The 20302-nt window shown below is 54.6% G+C and carries 26 protein-coding genes; 6 read left to right on the forward strand and 20 right to left on the reverse strand.

Annotated features, from left to right (window positions below):
- Positions 1-24 precede the first annotated feature (24 nt).
- The 12 genes from accC to M655_RS16305 form a co-directional block, all read right to left on the reverse strand.
- Positions 25-1380, reverse strand: coding sequence for an acetyl-CoA carboxylase biotin carboxylase subunit (gene accC / locus M655_RS16250; protein ID WP_007785602.1), 1356 nt, complete (start codon positions 1378-1380; stop codon positions 25-27).
- Between the two features lie 16 nt (positions 1381-1396).
- Positions 1397-1909 (reverse strand): acetyl-CoA carboxylase biotin carboxyl carrier protein, encoded by a 513-nt coding sequence (gene accB, locus M655_RS16255; RefSeq protein WP_005827276.1) that lies wholly within the window; start codon positions 1907-1909, stop codon positions 1397-1399.
- Positions 1910-2122: 213 nt separating this feature from the next.
- On the reverse strand, positions 2123-2785 hold the full coding sequence (locus tag M655_RS16260) for a SpoIIIAH-like family protein (protein ID WP_005827274.1): 663 nt from the start codon (positions 2783-2785) through the stop codon (positions 2123-2125).
- A 13-nt stretch (positions 2786-2798) separates the two neighbouring features.
- On the reverse strand, positions 2799-3437 hold the full coding sequence (gene spoIIIAG, locus M655_RS16265; protein WP_005827272.1) for a stage III sporulation protein AG: 639 nt from the start codon (positions 3435-3437) through the stop codon (positions 2799-2801).
- Positions 3438-3468: 31 nt separating this feature from the next.
- Complete coding sequence (gene spoIIIAF / locus M655_RS16270) at positions 3469-4146, reverse strand: stage III sporulation protein AF (protein WP_026557064.1); 678 nt, start codon at positions 4144-4146, stop codon at positions 3469-3471.
- Positions 4147-4154: 8 nt separating this feature from the next.
- Positions 4155-5342: a stage III sporulation protein AE gene (gene spoIIIAE, locus M655_RS16275; protein WP_026557063.1), complete on the reverse strand. Its 1188-nt coding sequence runs from the start codon at positions 5340-5342 to the stop codon at positions 4155-4157.
- A 16-nt stretch (positions 5343-5358) separates the two neighbouring features.
- Complete coding sequence (spoIIIAD, locus tag M655_RS16280) at positions 5359-5748, reverse strand: stage III sporulation protein AD (protein ID WP_005827266.1); 390 nt, start codon at positions 5746-5748, stop codon at positions 5359-5361.
- 13 nt (positions 5749-5761) lie between these two features.
- Positions 5762-5965 carry a stage III sporulation protein AC gene (gene spoIIIAC / locus M655_RS16285; RefSeq protein WP_005827263.1) on the reverse strand — a complete coding sequence of 68 codons (204 nt, stop codon included), beginning with the start codon at positions 5963-5965 and terminating at the stop codon, positions 5762-5764.
- Between the two features lie 16 nt (positions 5966-5981).
- Positions 5982-6500 carry a stage III sporulation protein SpoIIIAB gene (gene spoIIIAB, locus M655_RS16290; RefSeq protein WP_005827261.1) on the reverse strand — a complete coding sequence of 173 codons (519 nt, stop codon included), beginning with the start codon at positions 6498-6500 and terminating at the stop codon, positions 5982-5984.
- The gene (gene spoIIIAA / locus M655_RS16295; protein ID WP_007785609.1) at positions 6488-7450 is read right to left on the reverse strand and encodes a stage III sporulation protein AA; all 963 of its coding nucleotides are present in this window, start codon (positions 7448-7450) and stop codon (positions 6488-6490) included. Before spoIIIAA ends, spoIIIAB begins: the two co-directional genes overlap by 13 nt.
- 193 nt (positions 7451-7643) lie before the next feature.
- On the reverse strand, positions 7644-8126 hold the full coding sequence (locus M655_RS16300; RefSeq protein ID WP_005827255.1) for a CD1247 N-terminal domain-containing protein: 483 nt from the start codon (positions 8124-8126) through the stop codon (positions 7644-7646).
- Positions 8127-8211: 85 nt separating this feature from the next.
- Complete coding sequence (locus M655_RS16305) at positions 8212-8475, reverse strand: YqhV family protein (protein WP_005827253.1); 264 nt, start codon at positions 8473-8475, stop codon at positions 8212-8214.
- Between the two features lie 151 nt (positions 8476-8626).
- Here M655_RS16305 and comA point away from each other — a divergent pair, with 151 nt between their 5' ends.
- From comA to M655_RS16320, 3 genes are read left to right on the forward strand one after another with little or no spacing between them, the layout of a single operon-like run.
- Entirely contained in the window at positions 8627-9448 is an 822-nt protein-coding gene (comA, locus tag M655_RS16310) for a phosphosulfolactate synthase (RefSeq protein WP_005827251.1), read from the forward strand.
- Positions 9439-10155, forward strand: coding sequence for a 2-phosphosulfolactate phosphatase (locus M655_RS16315; protein WP_026557062.1), 717 nt, complete (start codon positions 9439-9441; stop codon positions 10153-10155). Before comA ends, M655_RS16315 begins: the two co-directional genes overlap by 10 nt.
- Positions 10156-10194: 39 nt before the next feature.
- Positions 10195-10665 (forward strand): DUF441 domain-containing protein, encoded by a 471-nt coding sequence (locus M655_RS16320; protein WP_025843720.1) that lies wholly within the window; start codon positions 10195-10197, stop codon positions 10663-10665.
- A 128-nt stretch (positions 10666-10793) separates the two neighbouring features.
- On the opposite strand, the gene efp is transcribed toward M655_RS16320, so the two are convergent.
- The 4 genes from efp to M655_RS16340 all read right to left on the reverse strand — a co-directional run bounded on the left by efp (position 10794) and on the right by M655_RS16340 (position 13603).
- Positions 10794-11351 (reverse strand): elongation factor P, encoded by a 558-nt coding sequence (efp, locus tag M655_RS16325; protein ID WP_005827245.1) that lies wholly within the window; start codon positions 11349-11351, stop codon positions 10794-10796.
- Positions 11352-11393: 42 nt separating this feature from the next.
- On the reverse strand, positions 11394-12464 hold the full coding sequence (locus tag M655_RS16330; RefSeq protein WP_005827243.1) for a M24 family metallopeptidase: 1071 nt from the start codon (positions 12462-12464) through the stop codon (positions 11394-11396).
- Between the two features lie 35 nt (positions 12465-12499).
- A complete protein-coding gene (gene aroQ, locus M655_RS16335) occupies positions 12500-12940 on the reverse strand; it encodes a type II 3-dehydroquinate dehydratase (protein ID WP_005827241.1) in 441 nt (146 codons plus the stop codon).
- A gap of 171 nt (positions 12941-13111) precedes the next feature.
- Entirely contained in the window at positions 13112-13603 is a 492-nt protein-coding gene (locus M655_RS16340) for a YqhR family membrane protein (protein WP_005827239.1), read from the reverse strand.
- 136 nt (positions 13604-13739) lie between these two features.
- Here M655_RS16340 and M655_RS16345 point away from each other — a divergent pair, with 136 nt between their 5' ends.
- Complete coding sequence (locus tag M655_RS16345) at positions 13740-14675, forward strand: DUF1385 domain-containing protein (RefSeq protein WP_025843718.1); 936 nt, start codon at positions 13740-13742, stop codon at positions 14673-14675.
- A gap of 35 nt (positions 14676-14710) precedes the next feature.
- Positions 14711-15064 carry a hypothetical protein gene (locus M655_RS16350; RefSeq protein WP_005827235.1) on the forward strand — a complete coding sequence of 118 codons (354 nt, stop codon included), beginning with the start codon at positions 14711-14713 and terminating at the stop codon, positions 15062-15064.
- Between the two features lie 49 nt (positions 15065-15113).
- On the opposite strand, the gene M655_RS16355 is transcribed toward M655_RS16350, so the two are convergent.
- From M655_RS16355 to M655_RS16365, 3 genes are all read right to left on the reverse strand, one after another.
- Positions 15114-16043, reverse strand: coding sequence for a patatin-like phospholipase family protein (locus M655_RS16355; RefSeq protein WP_005827233.1), 930 nt, complete (start codon positions 16041-16043; stop codon positions 15114-15116).
- Between the two features lie 176 nt (positions 16044-16219).
- Positions 16220-16648 carry a transcriptional regulator MntR gene (mntR, locus tag M655_RS16360; RefSeq protein WP_005827231.1) on the reverse strand — a complete coding sequence of 143 codons (429 nt, stop codon included), beginning with the start codon at positions 16646-16648 and terminating at the stop codon, positions 16220-16222.
- Positions 16649-16744: 96 nt separating this feature from the next.
- The gene (locus tag M655_RS16365) at positions 16745-17308 is read right to left on the reverse strand and encodes an NADPH-dependent FMN reductase (protein ID WP_025843715.1); all 564 of its coding nucleotides are present in this window, start codon (positions 17306-17308) and stop codon (positions 16745-16747) included.
- Between the two features lie 160 nt (positions 17309-17468).
- Between M655_RS16365 and M655_RS16370 the strand changes: the two genes are divergently transcribed.
- On the forward strand, positions 17469-18479 hold the full coding sequence (locus tag M655_RS16370; protein ID WP_026557061.1) for a membrane protein: 1011 nt from the start codon (positions 17469-17471) through the stop codon (positions 18477-18479).
- Here the strand turns inward: M655_RS16370 and M655_RS16375 are convergent.
- Positions 18470-20131 carry a PAS domain-containing sensor histidine kinase gene (locus M655_RS16375; protein ID WP_286085840.1) on the reverse strand — a complete coding sequence of 554 codons (1662 nt, stop codon included), beginning with the start codon at positions 20129-20131 and terminating at the stop codon, positions 18470-18472. The two genes, M655_RS16370 and M655_RS16375, sit on opposite strands and share 10 nt — an antisense overlap.
- Positions 20132-20302 lie beyond the last annotated feature (171 nt).

Consider the following 20302-nt stretch of genomic DNA (forward strand, 5'->3'; position numbering starts at 1 on the left):
CGTTTTTTTACAAATCAGCCTTGATTATTCTTCATCCAGGTTCAATTCGTAGTTTTCCAGGAACTTGGTGTCGAAGTGGCCGCTCACGAACACTTCATGCTCCAGCACTTTTTGATGGAACGGAATCGTCGTGGTGATGCCGTCGATGACAAATTCGCCGAGTGCGCGCTTCATCCGTTCGATCGCCTCGTTGCGGTCCTTGCCCCAGACGATCAGCTTGGCGATCATGGAGTCGTAGTAAGGCGGAATGGAATAGCCCGCATAGGCAGCGCTGTCCACCCGCACGCCGAAACCGCCCGGAGGCAAGTATTCGGTGATGCGTCCAGGTGACGGCATGAAGTTTTTCGCCGGGTTCTCTGCGTTGATCCGGCATTCGATCGCCCAGCCGTCAAGCTTGATGTCTTCCTGCGTAAAGGACAGCGGCTCTCCCGCTGCTACCGTGAGCTGCTCCTTGATTAAGTCGAAGCCTGTAACCAGCTCGGTCACCGGATGCTCTACCTGAATCCGCGTGTTCATTTCCATAAAGTAAAACTGTCCGTGCTTGTCCAGCAAAAATTCGACCGTACCGGCTCCGTGATAGGAAACCGCTTTGGCCGCCGCGACAGCCGCTTCGCCCATTTGCTTGCGCGTCTCCTCGCTCAAGGCAGGCGATGGCGCTTCTTCAATCAGCTTTTGGTGACGGCGCTGGATGGAGCAGTCGCGCTCGCCCAGGTAGACCGCGTTGCCATGCTTGTCGGCCATGATCTGGATTTCGACGTGACGCGGACCTTCGACGAATTTTTCCAGGTACACGCCCGGGTTGCCGAAAGCGGTTTTCGCCTCGTTTTGCGCCTGGCGGATCGCCTTTTCCAAATCTTCGTCGTCGACCGCTACGCGCATGCCGCGTCCGCCGCCGCCCGCAGTCGCTTTGACCATCACCGGATAGCCGATTTCGTTGGCTGTCCGGATGGCGCTCTCGATATCCTCAATCAGCCCTTCTGTCCCAGGTACTGTCGGCACTCCGGCCGCTTTCATCGTATCTTTTGCCGTGGACTTGTCGCCCATCTTCACGATCGCTTCCGGATCAGGACCGATAAAGGTGATGTTGCATGCCGCGCAAATCTCGGCAAAGTCAGCGTTCTCCGCCAAAAATCCGTAGCCCGGGTGAATCGCGTCTACGCCCACCTTGGTCGCCACGCTCATGATGTTCGCTATGTTCAGATAGCTTTCCTTAGATGCTTTTGGACCAATACAGTAAGCTTCGTCGGCCATTTTCACATGAAGCGCTTCACGATCCGCTTCGGAGTAGACAGCGACCGTACGAATGCCCAGCTCGCAGCATGCCCGGATGATCCGAACGGCAATCTCCCCGCGATTGGCAATCAATACTTTTTGAAACATTTCGCTCTCCCCCACCTTATTCTGGCTTCACCAAAAACAGTGCTTGACCGTATTCAACGAGCTGGCCGTCTTCGACCAGCACTTTGACGATCTCGCCATGTACTTCTGCTTCGATTTCGTTGAACAGCTTCATCGCTTCCACGATGCAGACGACCTTGTTCGGATTGACCTTGTCGCCAGCTTGTACATAAGGAGGCTTGCCAGGCTCTGGTGCGCTGTAGAAGGTTCCGACCATCGGCGAGACGATCTTGTGCAGGTTCGCGTCGTCAACAGCAGGAGCGCTCGGAGCAGCTTTCGGCGCTTCCGCCGCAACAGGCGCTGCTTGCACAGGCGCTGGAGCCGCCGCTACTGGCGCAGCCGCAACAGGAGCCGCCGCCTGGGCTTGTACGACTGGTTGTGTCACTACTACTGTCTCTGTACCGCTGGATTTCTTCAGAGTCACTTTTGCCCCTTCGGTCTCCAGTTTAAATTCATTAATGGAAGATTGATCGATCAGCTTAATAATTTCTCGGATTTCATGAATTTTCATGACGAAAAAGCACTCCTTCGTTTGTTTCAATAGCGGAACAGGGAGTCCCATATGTATCCTTTTTGGCAAACCATAAATCCATGGTAGCCTGTTGCCCATACCACGTCAAGAAAGGATTTCCCCGCTTCCTGCCGAGAGGAAGCGAGAAAATCCTTACCAGCATGCCCACTACAGGGGCCGCTTATAACGGGTAGCTCAGCTTGTTTTCGCCAGTCAGGACGCCTTGAACTGGACGTTGATGTTCGTCGCCGGCATGTTCAAATGCTGCTTGACCTGGGCGATGATTTCCACCACTTCGTTTGCGCTCAGTTTGTCTTTTTGCACAATCACAGTGGCTTTGTCGTTCTTGATGAGGACGACCGCATCCTGGTAGCCGCTCGCCTTGAGCATTTCTTCCACGTTCATCGTAGCCGTCTCCAACGTGGACAGCTCGTCGTACTTGGCCTTGGCTTCGGCTACCGCCTGCGGAGTAGCATCGGCATTGTTGATAATCGCAAGCTGCTCATCCTTTTGCTGCTGGATTTGCGCTTCCCGATTCAGCTTGAAGCCCTGGAAAACTTCGGCCGCCGTCTCGGCTACCGGAACGACCGCGTTGCCAGAAGTTTGCTTCGCTTCTTCAGGAGCTGGCGTTTGCCCGACAGGAGTCGTTGCTTCCTGCTTGCCATCCTTGGCATCGACCGCAGTAGCGCCTGGAGCCTGCTCGACTTGCTTGGTCTCCACCTCCACGCCGGAAATCTGCTCTTGCTTCTGGACTGCCTGCTCTTGTCCCGAGGTCGGAATCTGCTCTTGCGGCCCCTTCACCAAATAGTAGCCGGAGAGTACCACCATTACAGCCAGCATCGTCAACAACCAAACTGTTTGCTTGCGCAGAATCATTCGCCATTACCTCCTACCCTTTTTTGGGCAATATGGATATCTTGTAAGCGGGAACATCCAAAACCTTTTGCACGGCCTCGGTGATCCACGCTTTTACCTGGATGTTGTCGGCCCCTTTGGCCACGACCAGCACCCCCCGGACGCGCGGCTTCAATGTCTTGACGATGACGGGCTGGTCTTGCTTGCCGCCCTGGACAATGACGACCTGCGAATCGCGTGATTGGTCACTCTGATTCCGGGTTGCCTTTTCCTTATCCATCTCCTGGTTGACCGAGGAGCGGACATTCGTGTTTTTCTCGACGACCAGCTCCGGTGTCGATTCCAGATTGACCATGACTTCCACCTCTCCCACGCCGACTACACTCGCGAGGATATCGCGAAGCTGGGATTCGTAGATGTTTTCGTACTCCGCGATAATGTCCGGCGCGGGCGACCCGCCAAGCACCGGAGACGTCGCATCGCCTGATGGCTGCGGCGACGTCTCGCCGGAGTTTATCGCGAATCCGAGCGGCTGATCTTTTTCGACGTGCAGAAAATCCGTCAAGATCATGACAGCAATCCCGATGCCAAGGACGACGATCAAATAGTGCAACGGCTTGAGCTTTTTGTTGCTGCCGTTTCCTTCCCACAGTTTTTTCAGCTTTTCCAGCATTTTTCTCACCTCGCTTGTGTCGACAGCGCCATTACTGTTTTTCTCTTTCCCTGGACTCGTCTTTGATAATGACCTGCTCTTTGGAAAGCCCCCATTGTGCGGCCAGATCGCTCGCCATCCGGCTCATCAGCGGATTGTCCTCGCGCGCCGCCACCTCGACTTCCTGTTTGGGCTCCTGCGCCTCGCCAATCGTGACCTCCACCGGGGCGATGGGCGTAATCGGCTTGATCGGCTGGACCTGCTGCAACCCGTTCTGGTCCGGGGCGCTGTCCGCTTCGCCGATCACCAGCTCCATGCGGGACAAGGTCGGCTCTCCCTGCTGCTTCTGCTCGATCACGACTGCCACGTCCGCGACCTCCACACCGTAATCGGCCTTGATTTTCGCCTTCACAGCGGCTGCTACCTGCGCCTGCACGTAAGCGGTCATCTGCTCGTTTTGCTGTCCCAGAAGCTTGTCAGTCATTTTTTTCCATTCGACAGAGGCCGGTTTGTTCAGCTCTTGCTGGTAGCGATCCAACCGGAGGGCGAGATCATCCTGCGACAGACTGAACAGGCTGAACACCGGGGAGATGATCGTCAACAAAAGGATCAGCCCCATGACCATTTTCACGTAGCGCTGCAAGGTCGTATTGGGCAGGATCAGATCGAGAAAGGCTGCCAGGAGGACGAGCAGGATGATTTTTTTCAGCCAAAGCGTTAACCATGTCATGTCATCACCTACCGAACCATCATGGAGATGTTGCCTGCCGCAATGATGATGGTAATAGCCAGAAAGAACATCAAGCCCACCGTCGCCAGCGCGGCGAAGACGAACAGGAGACTTTTTCCGATCGTGCCGAGCGCGCTGATGATCGGGCTGTTGCCGAGCGGCTGCAGCACGGCGGATGACACGTTGTAGATCAGGGCGAGCACCAGTATCTTGAGAGCCGGGAAAGCGCACAAGATGATGAGGATGACCACTCCAGCGAGGCCGACTGCGTTTTTGACCAGAAGCGATGCGTTTAAGACCGTATCGGCCGCATCGGAGAACATGCGTCCGACGATCGGGATGAAGTTGCCGGTAATGTATTTGGCAGTCCGCAAGGTGACGCCGTCTGCGACAGCCGAGGTGGCTCCCTGAATCGAGATGACCGCGAGAAAAATCGTCAGGAAGGAACCGAGCACGCCCATCGCGATATTTCGGAGCAGCGTAGCAAGCTGCGTGACCTTGTAGCGTTCCGAAAACAGGCTGACAATCGACAGCATCGCCGAGAGAAACAGGAGCGGGAACACGACGTACGTAATCATCATGCCGCTGATGTTAATCATGAAAATAATCAGCGGGTGAAACATGGTCGCTGTCGCGAGGTTCCCCACTGATGCCAGGAGGGCGATGACCAGCGGGATCATGGCGAGCATGAAATCCGTCATGCTGCTGATCGCGTCCTTGGCGTAAGTGATGGCGAGGTGAAAGCTGTTGATAGCCAACACCATCAAAACGAGATAAGCGATGGAATAGGCCACGGTAGAAACGGCGTTTCGTTCGAAAGCATTTTGCATCGTCTCCAGGATCATGGCAAACACCGTGATGATGATAATCGAGCTGAGCAGTTTGCCGTTCATCAAGATTTCGTGGAAGATGAATTTGCCCATCCCTTGCAGGACGCCAGAGATCGTCAGTTCCTCCTGCTGCATCAAAATCTGGATGAAGCCCTGGGATTTCAAGTCCGGCAAGTAGCCTTTGTACTCCCGCTGAAGCTGCTGCCAATACTGCTCGACACGCTCCAGTTGCAGGTGATCGACTTGCTCTTCGACGATTTGGTTGATCGGGTTGGCTGCGGGTGCCCCGGCTGCATCGACCATTCCCGGCGACAGATAGAAAAAGAGTGCGAACCATAACAGGATCAATTTGCCAGTACGCGCCACAGACATCCCCCCTCCCTTACGCCGGCAGCAAGTCGATCACTGTTTCGATGATGATTTGGATAATCGGCACGGCCATGACCAGGATCAGCACTTTTCCCGCCAACTCGATTTTGGAGGCAATCGCCCCTTGTCCGGCATCGCGGGTCATTTGCGCCCCAAATTCTGCGATGTAGGCAATTCCGATAATTTTTAAAATCGTTTCCAGAAACACGAGGTTCAAATCTGCCTGGACCGCCAGCCTTTCCAGAATGCGAATGACTTCGGCGATTTTTCCTACCAGGAAGTAGAAAATGATGACGCCGCTCGCAATCGCCAAAAGAAAAGCGAACATCGGCTTTTGTTCTTTAATCACCAGGGCAAGTATGGTTGCGACCAGTCCAAGTCCAACGATTTGTACGATTTCCATCGAGAGCCCCTCCTCAGTTGAACAGGAAGACGCGTTTCACCTCAGAAAACAGGTCGCCGAGGTAGTGGGACACCATGTACAGGACGATGATGAATCCGACCAGTGTCGCCCAGTGCGCAATATCTTCCTTTCCCGCCTGTTTGAGGACCGTGTGCAAGATCGCTGTGATGAACCCTACCGCTCCGATCTGGAAAACAGGTGTCAAATCAAAATCCACTGTGAACACCTCGCCTTTAGAACATCAGGATGACGACCAAGAGCCCGCCGAGGAAGCCAAGACTTTTGTACATGCGTTCGTATTTTGCCTGCTCCGCCCGCGCTTCTTCCTCAAGTCCTCGCAGGTGGGTCACCGCAAGGCGCAGATGCTTTTGCTGGTCTTCCCTGTCGGATGACCCGAGAACCTGTCCGAGACTCGCGAGCACCTCCCGCTCCTGCCGGCGCAGGGCCGTTTGCGCCCAATGCTTTCCCATCGCCTGCTGCAAGGAATCTTCGGCCGATTGCGCCTTTTCGCTGACCAAAAGCTCTGCGGCGTGCAGAAACACTTTGCCCACTTCCTCGGAGACGCGGCGACCCACTTTGACAAAAGCGCGGTGCAGCGGCGTCATGCCGTACACGATTTCCGTCTCCAGCATTTGCAAGGCGACCAGGAGCGCCCGTAGCTGAACCGGGCGATAGGCGTAGTACCTGCCGATCTGCCAGCCGACCATGGAAGCGGAGAACAGGATGAGCACCGCACCAATCAGCTTGACCATGCGACCTTCTCCTTTTCGAGCGGCTTCATGCTTTGGTCGTAGATCGCCTGGATCGTGCCCACGCCTTTCGCCCGGCTAAGCACGATATAGCGGGCAAACACGCCGTGTCGCACCAGGTTGCCGAGCATCGGGCGCCGGGCCACCTCCTGGATGTCGGCGCCATGCGCGGAGCAGATGACCGCGACTCCGGCATGAATCGCTTCCCAGACGGCATCCCCGTCCTCCGCCCGCCCCACCTCGTCCACGATCAGCACATCGGGAGACATGGAGCGAATCAGCATCATCATCCCTGCGGCTTTCGGGCAAGCGTCCAGCACATCTGTCCTGGGGCCGACATCTCGCTGCGGCACTCCCTGGAGACACCCGGCCAGCTCGGAACGCTCGTCCACAATCCCTACCTTGCGACTGGACGACCATTCACTCCCGTAGCTGAGGGAGCGGGCCATATCGCGCAAAAGCGTCGTCTTCCCGCATTGCGGCGGAGAGATCACCAGCGTACTCAGCACTTTGCCGCCTTCAAACAAATAGGGCATTACTTTTTGCGCAGCCCCTTTTTTCTCCCGGGCAATCCGGATATTGAAGCTGGTGATATCCCTGATGCCTTTGACATCCCCTTTGTCCAGCACCACTTTTCCTGCGATGCCGATGCGATGGCCGCCTACGACTGTAATGTAGCCCCGCTTCAGCTCTTCCTCCAGCGCGTACAAAGAATGCTGGCTGACCTGATTCAACAGCTTGACTGCGTGCTCTGCGGAAAAAATCCATCCTTTACTCGCGGTGGAGGTAAGCTGGCCTGTCGGCGTCACATAGCTGGATTGCTGGCCAAAGCGCACTTCCAACGGCTGATTTTGCCGAAGCCGTATCTCTTCCAAATGCTCTTTGACTGCGGAGGGAAGAGCAGTCAAAATCGAGCGTATGGCTTCCGGCAAGATCGCCATGATCTCTCTCACATCTGGTACCCTCCTTTTTGTGGCTGACTCTCGTTTGTCCACATTGACTTACCTCCATCCTATGCGCGGATGGACGAGATTTATGCTAAGACTCTTTTGGCAAAATGCGAAAAAGCAGCAGGCTCATTCGCGTGCCGCTGCAAACAAAAAAAGCTTGCCCCGGCGCTTTTGGCAGCACGCGGGGACAAGCTTTTTACGTAGGGTTGATCGGCTGGTATTCACGCTCGCCAGAAGACTGCTCGATGACGTAGTGGGTGTAGCCTTCCTCATCATGGCCCTCTCGCAAGTGAATCTCTTTTTGGCAGTGCGGGCAGGAAAATTCGTAGCCGCCCGCCAGATATGCGTCGCCATCTGCTTCGTACAAATACGCGTCCTCGTCATCGTCGAGGTCGTAGCAGGTGGCGTACTCTATGTCGTCGTCTTCTATCGTTTCGTACAAGTCGTCGTCCTCTTCGAAAAGATAGAGTTCCACATCTTCGAGGTCTTCGTCCAGCGCCTCGACATAATCCTCCGCCTCTTCCACGCGGGCGTGCAGCTCGCGGAACTGGGCGCACACCTCGTCCATGATCTCGATCATCTCTGCCATGATTTTGCCTTCCGCACTCTTTTCGCCCACATCCAGGCCGTCAGCCAGTCCACGCAAATAGGCGATTCGATTCGCCATCGCTTCGATCATCCCATTCCCTCCCATTGGTCTTTTGACACTAGCATTCCCTAGAGCGGCGCGGATTACCATTGGAAGGAACTGGATCGTCGAATCGCTACTTGCGCACCCCGATCAGGATGCAGGAGATGCCGAGCAAAATCCAGGCGATTTTGGCAAAGCTGACCCGATCCGACATGCCGAGCAGGCCGATCGTCGTCGTCGTAATCAAAATGACAGGTCCGACAATCGCCAGCCCGGAATTGATGAGCAGCGCCTTTTCGACCTGATTGACCTTCAAAATGAGCAGGGCGGCCAAAATTTCGATGCTGCCTGACAAAACCCGCAGGGCGGCCATGCCCATAATCGCTTTTTCCCACATACCGTCTCGTCCTCCCCTCCGTTCACTCTATGCCTGTACCCGCTCATTTCAGCACTTGCGCTGGGCGATCGCCTACCGCCTTTCTTCTTCACTCCTGTTGTCAGATGGGCATACACTGAACCATACGCCTAGAAGAAATGAGGAAAATGCGATGGTAGACTGTGAGCATCCGTTTTTGCCCCCAAGCTGGGCGAATCCGTCCGGGCGCATGCGCGAAAAGCCCCGCCAGAAGGGGCTGACCATGGTCATTGACAAAGGACTGGGACTTACTGCTTACTTCGATTTACTGGATCTGGCTTCTCCTTATATGGATATATACAAACTCGGCTTTGGCACGACTGCCCTCTATCCGCCAAAAGTGCTCCGGCAAAAGCTCGATGCCGCGAAGGCTCACGGACTGCACATCATGCCTGGCGGAACCTTTTTCGAGGTCGCCATCCGGCACAGCACGATCAAGGAGTACATGCAGCAAATTCGTTCGCTCGGATTTTCCGCTGTGGAAATTTCCGACGGCACCTTTCCCCTCCCTTTTGAAAAACGCAAGGAGGCGATTGCGCTGGGCGTGGACGCCGGGCTTATCGTCTATACAGAGGTGGGCAAAAAGGCTGCCGGCTACCGCGCCCAGCGCCAGGAGCTGCTCGAAACGCTCGACTTTGACCTGACGGCCGGCGCCAGTTACGTCATCGTCGAAGCGCGGGAGAGCGGGACAGTCGGCGTCTTCGACGGAAACGGCAAGGTCGATCACACGTTTCTTCGGGACATTGTCTGGGCAGCGCAGGCCAACGCGGAGCGGCTCATCTGGGAAGCGCCACAAAAAGATCAGCAAGTGGGCTTGATTCAGGCTCTTGGCAGCGATGTCAACCTCGGCAACATCGCTTGCACGGACGTCTTGTCCGTCGAGACGCTGCGCCGGGGCCTGCGCGGGGATACGGCCCTGATTATGGAAGAGGGGAGGTCGGCTCCGTGCGAATAGAAGTAGTGCCGACAGTCGAGGAAATTCGCTTTGACCAGATCAGCAACCACGTCGTCATCGTCATCGACGTCCTGCGCGCTTCCAGCACGATCGTCACCGCGCTCGGAAACAGCTTTGTGTGCGTCATTCCCGTCGAGACGATCGGGCAGGCAAACTCGTTGCGCGCTGCCGACTGCCTGTTGGCTGGCGAGCGGCACTGCCGCAAAATTCCGGATTTTGACTGCAACAACTCGCCGACGGAAATCTCTGCGACCAAAAAGCCAGGCAAGCGCCTCGTGCTCACGACGACGAACGGAACGCGCGCGATCCAAAAGGCGGAGCGAGCCTCTGCGCTGCTGATCGGCTGCTTTTTAAACGCGACGGCCTGCATCAAGCACGCGCTCACCTATCATCTCGATATTACGCTGTACTGCGCGGGCACGCGCTCCGAGTTCGCGCTCGAGGATGGGCTTGCCGCCGGGCTGATGATCGTGCAGGCGCAAAAAGCGTTGGCCAACATCCAGACTTGCGATCTGGGGGAAGCCTTGAAAGCGAGCTACCTGTATTACGCGGACAAATTGAGCGAGCAGTTGCTGCAAACGACGACGGGAAAGCGGCTCGTCTCGCATCATTTTGCCGAGGATTTGCGCTTCTGCTCCCAGGTCGACCAGTTCCAGCTCGTTCCCTACGTCAAGGACAAACGCATACTCCCCCACCTTGTCTCATAGAGTGAAAGGAGAACAGGGACAGGGGTTTTGATGCCAATGATGATGTCTGGAGAAGTGATGCTTGTCATCCTGATCGTCATAGGGTTAATTGGCCGTTCACCGATTATCGCGACGGCAGCGAGCATTCTTTTGGTGCTGAAGCTGACGGCCCTGGAGCGCTTTTTCCCCACGGTCGAGCGTCGCGGCCTGGAACTTGGCCTGCTTTTTTTGACGATTTCCGTACTGGTCCCGTTTGCCAGCGAAAAAATATCGTGGAAAGATGTCACGCCGCTGTTTACGACAGTCGTCGGTTTCACAGCACTCGCAGGTGGCGCGATTGCCACCTGGATGAACGGCAAGGGGCTTGACCTGTTGCGCACCGAGCCGCACATGATTATCGGCCTCGTCATCGGGTCGATCATTGGCATCGTGTTTTTTCGCGGCATTCCCGTAGGCCCCCTCATGGCGGCAGGCATTACCGCTTTCGTGCTGAAGCTGTGGGAATGGTTTGGCGGGCGCTGGCCCCAATAAAAGCGGCAAGATCGGAAGTAAACGGCACCCCCCTTTTTCTCAGGCGAAAAAGGGGGTTCTTGTCCGTACAAAAAAAAGCCGCACCCGAGCGGGCACAGCTTTTTCTTGTCCATTCTGTCGGTTACGCCTTACGCGCGAGAAACGTATGCCTCTGTACGCGTGTCGATAATCAGACGCTCGCCTTCTTCTACGAAGAGGGGAACGTTGACGACAAAGCCAGTTTCCAGCGTTGCTTTTTTGGTCACGTTGGAAGCGGTATCGCCTTTAACGCCTGGCTCACATTCCGTTACAACCAGTTCGACTGTGTTTGGCAACTGGATACCGATGGTTTCGCCGTTGTACTGCATGATTTGCACATTCATGTTTTCCTTGAGGAAACGCAGCTCGCGCTCGATCTGGCTACGAGTGAACGTCAGTTGCTCATAGGTTTCGGTGTTCATGAACGTGTACTCGTCACCGCTCGCATACAAGTATTGCATGGTGCTGGTTTCGATGCGGGCAGGGTTTACTTTTTCACCGCCGCGGAAAGTCATTTCTGTGGTGTTGCCGTTGCGCAGGTTGCGCAGTTTGGAGCGTACGAACGCCGCGCCTTTTCCTGGTTTTACGTGTTGGAATTCAAGCACGGTGTAGATGTTGCCGTCCACTTCGATCGTCAAACCGGTCCGAAAATCGTTTACAGAGATCATCGTTGTCCTCCCAAATCAATCAATAACGTAGAATAGTATAAATTACACGGGCAAAATGAGCAACTCTTTCGTAGACTTGTTGAGGTTCTCATGCCCGTCTGCGGTAATCAGCACGTCGTCCTCGATGCGCACGCCGCCCAGTCCGGTAATGTAAATGCCCGGCTCCATCGTCACGAGCATGCCTGGCTCCAGTACGAACGTGCTTGCGGTAGACAGACCTGGCAGCTCATGCACTTCGATGCCAAGGCCGTGACCCGCGCTGTGTCCGTACGCTTCGCCGTAGCCTGCCGCCGTGATGATGTCTCTCGTTGCGGCATCCGCTGCTTTTGCCGTCACGCCTGGCTTCAGCGCTTCCAGACCTGCCAGTTGCGCCCGCAGCACGATGTCGTAAATCTCTTTCATTTTCGCGCTCGGCTCTCCGACAGCGAGTGTGCGGGTAATGTCCGAGTTGTAGCCTTTGTAGGCAGCTCCGAAATCGAGCGTGACCATTTCGCCTGCCTCGATCACTTTTTCGCTGGCTCGTCCATGCGGCAGCGCACCGCGCACGCCGGACGCCACGATCATGTCAAAGGCAGAGCCTGTCGCGCCCTGCTTGCGCATGAAATACTCCAGCTCCAGCGCGACGTCCACCTCGCGCACGCCTGGGCGGATATATCCTTGAATATGCGCAAAAGCCGCTTCGGCAATTCCCACCGCTTCGCGGATGATGACCATTTCCGCCTCGTCTTTGAACATGCGGATTTTTTCCAGCAGGCCGCTTGTCGGGACGAGCTCTACGCCGTCAAAGCCTTTGCTCCACTCCTGATACGTGCCGAAGGAGATGCTGCTTTCGAACGCCAGTCGCTTGACGCCTTTTTCCTGCAGCAGCTTGGCGATCGCCTCGACGGCTTTGCGCTCGTTGTTGACGACCGTAAAATCCGGCGCCTGCTCCTGCGCTTGCTCCACGTAGCGGAAGTCTGTAACGAGGAACGCTTCTGTTTCGGTGACAACCACCCAGCCGGTCGAGCCGGTAAAGCCGCTCAGATAGAAGCGGTTTTCCGCTTTTTCCGTAATGAACGCATTCGCTCCCACTTGGGCAAGCGCTTCACGCAATTTATCCAAACGTTGTTTCATGGCAATCCGTTTCCCCTTTCGTCTATGCGAAGCCGTTATTTTTTTTCGATTTTGCGGACGAGCGCCCGCAGCGCCCACTCGTATCCGTCCATGCCCAAGCCGACCACCTGGCCGATCGCAACGGGCGCAATGACCGAGTGATGGCGAAATTCCTCGCGCGCGTGAATATTGGAAATATGTATTTCAATCGTCGGGAGCGCCACACTGGCGAGCGCATCGCGAATGGCATAGCTGTAGTGCGTGAATGCGCCAGGGTTAATCAAAATGCCGTCGTGAACGCCTCTTGCCTGGTGAATCGCATCAATCAGGACTCCCTCGTGATTGGACTGGCAGTGCGCAAGTTTGCCGCCCAGTTCGTCCATGACAGAAGACAGCTTGGCTACCAGATCGTCCAGCGTTTCCTTTCCGTAAATTTCTGGCTCCCGCGTTCCCAGCAAATTGAGATTGGGACCGTTCAACAGCAGAACGGAAGTCATTGTCATCCCTCCCCATATGTTTTTTCGCAAAAAGTTTTTTTACTAATGAAACATTTTACCACAAGCCATTCCCTGCACAACAGTAGGATGCAAAAATCGGCTAACATTGCGAATCTTCCGACTCTGGCAAACGAGAGGGGGCGATCCGCTCCCCTAGCGTTTTACACCGTGTCACTGCTCCTCGTCCGAATGCTCCAGGACGAGTGTCATGCCAATGAACAACCCGTAAGACAAATACCAGGCACCTTCCGTGCTCAAGGTTCCTACTTCCCAATTCCCTATGCGAAAGAAGAATCCTGCAATCGCAAGCAAGATCGCGCCGTAGAGAAGTCCGGTCCACCAGGCGCGCATTTGCCCGAACAATAAGGAAAACAGGAAGCTTGCCAGAACCGTTTCCACAAACAGCACAATCGCCCCGAGCGCTACACCTGTCAGGCTGTCCTCCTCGAACCCGGTGAGCAGCGGCCGGGCAAACGCGCCGAGCCCGTACGGCGTCAAATTCAGGAAGTGCGCGAGCAGACGAATGATTCCCCATACAATCGTTCCCCAAAAAGCAAGCTCCACAATTTTCGCGCCCGCCGCCGGCTTGCGCCCCTCTTTGCCGCGCTCTTTTGGCTTGCCCCACAGCTCCTTGTGCCTTCGTGCAGCTTTGCCTGCTACCATTTCCTATCACCTCACACGTAGTATGTGCTGTTCCCATGTTTTTCACTAACTGTTTACATTTCTTGGCGATGCTTGAACTCCTTGTAGCTTCAAGGCCCGCTTTCCGTTAAAATGGAGGGTAAGGAAGGTGATTGTGTTGGCTCAGCAAAAAGTACCCAGCTACGGCGGTCAGGCCGTCATCGAAGGTGTGATGTTCGGCGGCAAAACGATGACCGTAACGGCTGTTCGCAAAAAAAATCATGAGATTGAGTATTTTGAAGCCCCGCGCACGGAATATAAATGGATTACTCCGCTGAAAAAAATTCCGTTCATTCGCGGCCTGGTCGGCCTGATCGAAGCCAGCGCCAACGGGGCCAAACATCTGAACTTCGCCTCTGAACGCTACAACATGGAATCCGGAGAAGAAGTGAGCGAGGGCCCTTCGAAACTGACGATGATTCTGGGGGTCGCCCTTGTCGGTGTGCTCTCCTTCCTGTTCGGTAAATTCGTCTTTACACTCGTTCCCGTTTTTCTCGCCGATTTTCTTTTGGGCAGATGGGTGCCGGATGGAGTTCCGCAAACGTTGGCAGAAGGCGGCTTCAAAATTTTGCTGCTGCTCGGCTACATCACAGCTATTGCGCAAGCCCCGCTCATCAAGCGGCTCTTTCAATATCACGGAGCGGAGCATAAAGTGATTAACGCCTTCGAAGCCGGGGTAGAATTAACAGTAGCGAATGTGCAAAAATTTTCCACCTTGCATTACCGTTGCGGTAGCAGTTTTCTCATTTTCACCGTGTTCGTCGGTGTCGTGATCTACTCGCTGTTCAGCTACGACTCCCTGACTGAGCGGGTCGTGCAGCGCATCGTCCTCTTGCCGCTCGTCATCGGGGTTTCCTACGAGGTCCTGCAGTGGACAAACAAGCTCCGCGACACGCCTGTTTTGCGCTACCTTGGCTATCCGGGGCTGTGGCTGCAAAAAATTACGACACGTGAACCGGATGACAGTCAGGTCGAAGTAGCCATCGCTTCTTTCCAGAAGATGCGGGAGCTGGATCTTCAGCAGGTTCAGGGGAAAATGGCTACGACCGGATAACGTGAGGCATTCTTATTCCCATTGAGGTGAGGCCTATGTTACGTCGCATTCCACCCGTGATTTTGATTATTGTGCTGCTCGCCATTTACGGATTTTTGTTGACCTTCATCCGTGACCCGATCAATACGCTGATTATTCTTGGCTTGTCAGCGGCTCTGTTTTTGATCGTCCGCAACTATTTGCGCACGGGCTCCTTTTTTCCGAAAAGCGCAGGACCTGGCAAGCCGAAGCAACAAAAGGCAAAAGCAAAACCTCCGGTGATGCGACAAGCGCACAAAAAGCAATCGACGGCCTCCAGAAAAGAGCATCCGTTCCGCGTGATCGACGGCAACAAAGGAAAATCGAAAGAAAAACAGGACGAGAAAGCGCAAAACAACATTTCTCACTGAAAGCAAAAACAGGTTGCCAAAGCGGCGACCTGTTTTTTGTGCCCGTTTGCTAGACCAGGTGTTTCGGGGACGAAAAGCGAAAGACTTTGACGTATTCTTCGAAATCCCAGCGCTGCAAAAACTGCTGGGCTGCCGCTTCTCCCGATGCGTACAGCCGCTCGCGCATCTCTTTGGACAACTGAAATTGCGTGGTCCGCACGCCGAGCGTATGAATGAACACCGTCCGGACCGCGTGCGCTTTGTCGACGTACAGCCTGTCGTGGGCATCGAGCATCGTCGCCAACAATCCGCGGGAAAAGGAAAACAAGCCGGTGATCTTTTTCTGCTCCCGTTTGTCCTGGTCGTCCGAGAGCCGGAACCCGATCGTCGGCCACTGCGGGATCCCCGGCACGTCGAACAGCCAGACCGGATAGTTGCTCAGCAGCGCTCCGTCCACGATATAGTGCGTGTCGTTGCCGCTTTTCAACTGGGCCGGCTGAAAGAAAAACGGAATCGAGGAAGACATGCGCACCGCTTTGGCAACCGAAAAGCTGTCCGGATCAATGCCGTAGCGCGGAAGATCGTCAGGCAGCACCGCCATTTTCTGCGCAGTGACATCGGAAGCGACGATTTTCAGCTTTCCAGGCGGCAAATCGCCAAAGGTGCGCACTCCTTTTCGCAGCAGCAACTCTTCAATGAACAGCTCGATTCGGTCGGCGCGAAACACCCCTTCCCGCACGATCAGCTCGTAAATCGGCCCGATGAGCGGAAGCCTGCCGATCCCCGCCCGATGCAAAAAGTGAAGGTAATCCAGCTCGTCAAAAATCGGTTTCAGCTCCTGGCTGTTGTACCCTGCGCTGAGCAGGGCGGCCACGATCGAGCCTGCCGACGTGCCGGCCAGCTTCTCCCACACATATCCGTTTTCCTCCATGACTCGCAAGGCGCCGATAAAAGCGATCCCTTTTACGCCTCCGCCTTCAAAAACCGCGTCCGCCTTCAACCTGTCGCCCCCTTCCCCAAAAACGCTCTACTACCAAATATAGGGCGACAGCTCATCCGTTAGGATTAGAAAACAGGGTTCGCTTTCGTTTTTTTTGTGCAAACTCGGTCCTGCCCGCGTCCGTTTTTCAGGCAAAAGAAAAGCGCAAGCCTGATTCGCTTGCGCATTGTAGATGCCTATTCTTCTTTTTGCTCCTCTTCCAGCCGAATCCGGCGAAGCTCCTCCATCCGGTTCGGGTCAGCCTGAAAGTATTGCACAAGATATTCCAGACAAGTAATGGATTCCCAGCTCAAGTGGTGTTCGATCCCTTCGACATCCTGGTAAATGTGCTCTTCGTCAACGCCAATGACCCGCATGAACTCTTCGAGCAGGCTGTGGCGATCCACCAGACGCTTCCCGATCTTTTTCCCTTTGGGCGTCAACACGAGGCCACGGTATTTTTCATACACGAGATATTTGTCTTTATCCAGCTTTTGAACCATTTTCGTGACCGAAGAGGGATGTACTTCCAACGCTTCAGCAATATCGGAGACACGAGCATAGCCCTTTTCTTCAATTAAGCTGTAAATACGTTCCAAATAGTCTTCCATACTCGGCGTCGGCATGTGAACCCCTCATTTCAAACCATATTTCTTCCGTCCAAAAAAGGCACGTAGAAATATAATACCTTTAAATGAGAACGATTAGCAAGAGAAACCTGCCTATTGTAATTGTTTTTCTGCTTTCTGGTTCATCAAATTGACAAATTCAACCAATTGCTGGCCAAGCGTCTCCATCCGCGCCTGCAAGCGCTCGTCTTTCAGCTTGCCGTCCGGCGTGAAGGCGTTGTACGCGCTCGGAATGCTCGGGCTGGCTGGCAGCGGCCATGCGTGCAGATTGCGCATAATCAGTTGCAGCGTGTTGACAGTGTTGGTAGCGCCCATGCTTCCTCCGGCGACGCCAACCAACGCTACCTGCTTATCGCGCAGATGGCGGCCTTCCAAAAAGTCGAGCGCATTTTTCAATGCCCCGGTCATCGTCCCGTGATACTCAGGCGAACCGATCACGAGGCCATCCGCTTCGGAAATTTTTTGCACGAAGCGATGGACTACTTCCGGATATGTCGACGCGTCTTCCCGATCGTCGTAAATCGGCAGCTTCCAGTCTGCCAGGTGAATCATTTCAATATCAGCACCTGCAGCCTTCGCTGCATCGAGTACAATCGCTACCGCTTGCTTCGTCGTGGAGCTCTTGTTCATGCTTCCTGCGATTCCTACAATTTTCATTCTGAAGTCACCTCATGCGCTCTGCTTTTACTGGTATGTTTTTCATTATAATCCATATCGTCATACTTTGTAAACGAAAAAGTCTGTTTAATATTCCCTGTTCTGAACAAGCCTTGCCTGGACATACACATGTAGCAAGTTGGGAATAAGGATGATGCCTATGGACAAAGTCGCTTGGCAAATCGCCATTCTTTTTGCCGGGTCCGCACTCGGAGGACACTATCTGGGCGGTTATGAGTGGCTCCGTTTCTTCACCTATTTCGGCTCCTGGGGGACAATCGGCATCGTGCTCGCTAGTCTTGGGATCGGGTGGCTCAGCCTGCAACTGTTGGGCTTTTGCCACCGCCATCATATCCGCTCGCTCTATGAGCTTTACCTGCGCCTGTTCGGCGAAGCGTTTGCTTCCAGCCTGTCGGTCATCACGCATCTGTTCCTGCTTGGGTATGTCGGCGTCATGCTCGGCCAGCAGTCCGCATCTCTCATTGCAGGGCTGTCTCCGATCTGGGTCCTCTTATTGTCCCTCATCGTCACGATCAGCTTTCTGTTCAAGCGCTGGCAATGGATTTTCACTGGGACGGGAATATGCCTCGTGGCCGGTCTGTTGTTTTTCGGCTTGCTTTTTTTGCGGCAGCCACATGTCCCGATTCCGAATCTCGGCTATCAAATGAATGGAAACTGGCTCATTCACGCCGTTTTTTTCCTGGCTCTGCACTTTTTGCTTACGCTCGCTGTACTGCTGCCCTTCGCGGGACGGGCAAGCCAGCCCCAATCGTTTCGGCTCGGGCTTGGCGTCGGTACGGTTGCCGTCTCTCTGTTTTGGCTGCTCGGTCAAGCTGTTTTGCTCTCCCACTGGCATGATATTCACGCCTCGCTCTTGCCGGTAAAGCTGATTTCCGTACAGCTTCTGTCCGGCGGCGAACTTGTTTTCGCGCTGCTCGCGCTGATTCAGGGAGGGGTGCTGTCAGCCTTGTTGCTCTATTCGCTCGCCCACCCTGTCACAGAGCGCCACCAGTTGCAAATGGCGCCGCTGCTCTTGGTCATGCTGCTTGCGGTCAGCCTGTTTGCCGTCCTGTCGATCGTTCTTCCGTGGAGCGTCTCTGTCGTGGCGAGCGGAGCCACCTACTGCGGCTTATTTTTGATCGTCTGGTTCGTCTGGAAGCGTCAGACCTGACTTGCGCTTTTCACGCATACCGGCAGCACGATGCTGACCGTCGTTCCTTTCTGCCGCTCGCTTTCAATTTGCAGGCTTCCGCCATGGTCCTCCAAAATCCGCTGGCTGACCATCAGGCCGAGGCCCGTTCCGTTTTCCTTCGTCGTGTAAAAAGGCTCGCCCAGACGCGGGATGCGCTCGGGATCAATTCCGCAGCCGTTGTCCCTGATGCTGATCTGAATGTGCTCCGCGCTCACCTGCTGGCCCTTCACGTAAATCTCGCCTCCGTCGGGGAGCGCCTCCATCGCATTTTTGCATAGATTGAGCAGCACTTGCTTGATCTGATTTTCCTCACACGAAATAAGCGGCAATTGCTCGTCAATCGAAGCGTGCATCTGGATGTTTTTCAAATTGGCCTGGCTTTCCAGAAGCGAGAGCACATTGCGAATCAGCTCGGACAAATCTTTTGGCTGAAAACGCACCGCTTGCGGCTTGGCCAAAACCAACAGCTCGCTGACAATCAGATTGATCCGGTCCAGCTCAGAGAGCATGATCTGGCAGTAGTTGCGCTGCGCGCCTCCCACCGAAGCGTCGAGCAACTGGATAAATCCGCGCAGCGACGTCAGCGGATTGCGGATCTCGTGCGCAATGCCTGCCGCCAACTGGCCGATGGCAGACAGCTTGTCTGATTGGCGCAGCATCTCTTTTGTCTTCGTGATCTCAGACACATCGCGCGAGACGATCAGCATGCTGTCGCCCACTCCGTCACTGTTGCCCACAGGTTTGAAGCGCGACTCCACATTGACCCAATGCCCCTGGCTGTGCTTCAGCCGATAAAAGGTCGTCGCTTCCTCTTCCTTGCGCCAGCACTGTTTGAAAAGCTCGGTGACTCTCTTCTGGTCTTCCGGATGAATAATCATATGTATGACGGCAGGACCCATTCTGGTCATTTCCTCGCACGAATACCCCAAAAACGTCGCGTGCGCATTGGACACATACGCGACGCTTCCGTCCCGCTTTACCAAATAGATCATTTCGCTCATGTTTTCCGTAATCAGGCGAAAATGGGCCTGGCTCTCCTGCAACTCCTGTTCGATCTGTTTTCGCTGGGTAATGTCCCGGGAGTAGCAAATGATCCCTGTTACTCGTCCCTGCTTGTCCAAAACAGGGCCGTACGACAGCGAGACATGCATGAGCGAGCCGTTCTGGTGCCGACGGACTGTTTCATAGCCGACAATCGCCTTTCCCCGCAAAACTTCCGCATGGTAATGCTCCATCTCCGCGCGATATTCTTCGGGCACACACGGAATCGTTTTGCCGAGCAGGTCAGACGTACTGTAGCCGAACTGTTCCACGGACGCCTGGTTCACGTGAATGAATTTTCCGTCCAGATCCAGAATCGAGACTGCATCCGGAGTCTGCTGCAAAAATGCATCAAGTAGCTCCTTGGCTTTATCCAGCTCTCTTCTCAGCCGCGCCAGCTCTTCCTGTTCCCGCGTGTGCTGCCCTCCTTCCCTCGCCTGTTTGTACATGCGGTAGCACGGAATCGTCAGCAGCAGCGCGTACAGTAAATTCAGCGAAAAGAAAGACCACAAATCAATTCTCTCGGGATAGTGGCGCAGCAACAGTACGCTGACTGGAATCCAGCCGATGATGAGTGTTAACGAAAGCATAAAACTACTTGAGCCTATTGGTATCATCACAACCTCCGCTGTTCTTTGCTGAGTAGTATGGACTGTCGTAACTAGCATGGATTGGATTGAATATAATTTTCAGAAATATGTAAAAACAACAATATAGACTGGACGAACTTTTTTAGGATTCTTAAAAATTATAAACTTTTT

The organism is Brevibacillus sp. NSP2.1 (assembly GCF_000470975.2).
Lineage (GTDB): Bacteria > Bacillota > Bacilli > Brevibacillales > Brevibacillaceae > Brevibacillus > Brevibacillus agri.

Coding starts and splice junctions, on each gene's coding strand:
- accC (WP_007785602.1), bottom strand. CDS start 1,380: ATGTTTCAAAAAGTATTGATTGCCAATCGCGGGGAGATTGCCGTTCGG.
- accB (WP_005827276.1), bottom strand. CDS start 1,909: ATGAAAATTCATGAAATCCGAGAAATTATTAAGCTGATCGATCAATCT.
- M655_RS16260 (WP_005827274.1), bottom strand. CDS start 2,785: ATGATTCTGCGCAAGCAAACAGTTTGGTTGTTGACGATGCTGGCTGTA.
- spoIIIAG (WP_005827272.1), bottom strand. CDS start 3,437: ATGCTGGAAAAGCTGAAAAAACTGTGGGAAGGAAACGGCAGCAACAAA.
- spoIIIAF (WP_026557064.1), bottom strand. CDS start 4,146: ATGACATGGTTAACGCTTTGGCTGAAAAAAATCATCCTGCTCGTCCTC.
- spoIIIAD (WP_005827266.1), bottom strand. CDS start 5,748: ATGGAAATCGTACAAATCGTTGGACTTGGACTGGTCGCAACCATACTT.
- spoIIIAB (WP_005827261.1), bottom strand. CDS start 6,500: ATGGTCAAGCTGATTGGTGCGGTGCTCATCCTGTTCTCCGCTTCCATG.
- M655_RS16300 (WP_005827255.1), bottom strand. CDS start 8,126: ATGATCGAAGCGATGGCGAATCGAATCGCCTATTTGCGTGGACTGGCT.
- M655_RS16305 (WP_005827253.1), bottom strand. CDS start 8,475: ATGTGGGAAAAAGCGATTATGGGCATGGCCGCCCTGCGGGTTTTGTCA.
- comA (WP_005827251.1), top strand. CDS start 8,627: ATGGTAGACTGTGAGCATCCGTTTTTGCCCCCAAGCTGGGCGAATCCG.
- M655_RS16320 (WP_025843720.1), top strand. CDS start 10,195: ATGATGTCTGGAGAAGTGATGCTTGTCATCCTGATCGTCATAGGGTTA.
- efp (WP_005827245.1), bottom strand. CDS start 11,351: ATGATCTCTGTAAACGATTTTCGGACCGGTTTGACGATCGAAGTGGAC.
- M655_RS16330 (WP_005827243.1), bottom strand. CDS start 12,464: ATGAAACAACGTTTGGATAAATTGCGTGAAGCGCTTGCCCAAGTGGGA.
- aroQ (WP_005827241.1), bottom strand. CDS start 12,940: ATGACTTCCGTTCTGCTGTTGAACGGTCCCAATCTCAATTTGCTGGGA.
- M655_RS16340 (WP_005827239.1), bottom strand. CDS start 13,603: ATGGTAGCAGGCAAAGCTGCACGAAGGCACAAGGAGCTGTGGGGCAAG.
- M655_RS16350 (WP_005827235.1), top strand. CDS start 14,711: ATGTTACGTCGCATTCCACCCGTGATTTTGATTATTGTGCTGCTCGCC.
- mntR (WP_005827231.1), bottom strand. CDS start 16,648: ATGCCGACGCCGAGTATGGAAGACTATTTGGAACGTATTTACAGCTTA.
- M655_RS16365 (WP_025843715.1), bottom strand. CDS start 17,308: ATGAAAATTGTAGGAATCGCAGGAAGCATGAACAAGAGCTCCACGACG.
- M655_RS16370 (WP_026557061.1), top strand. CDS start 17,469: ATGGACAAAGTCGCTTGGCAAATCGCCATTCTTTTTGCCGGGTCCGCA.
- M655_RS16375 (WP_286085840.1), bottom strand. CDS start 20,131: ATGCTTTCGTTAACACTCATCATCGGCTGGATTCCAGTCAGCGTACTG.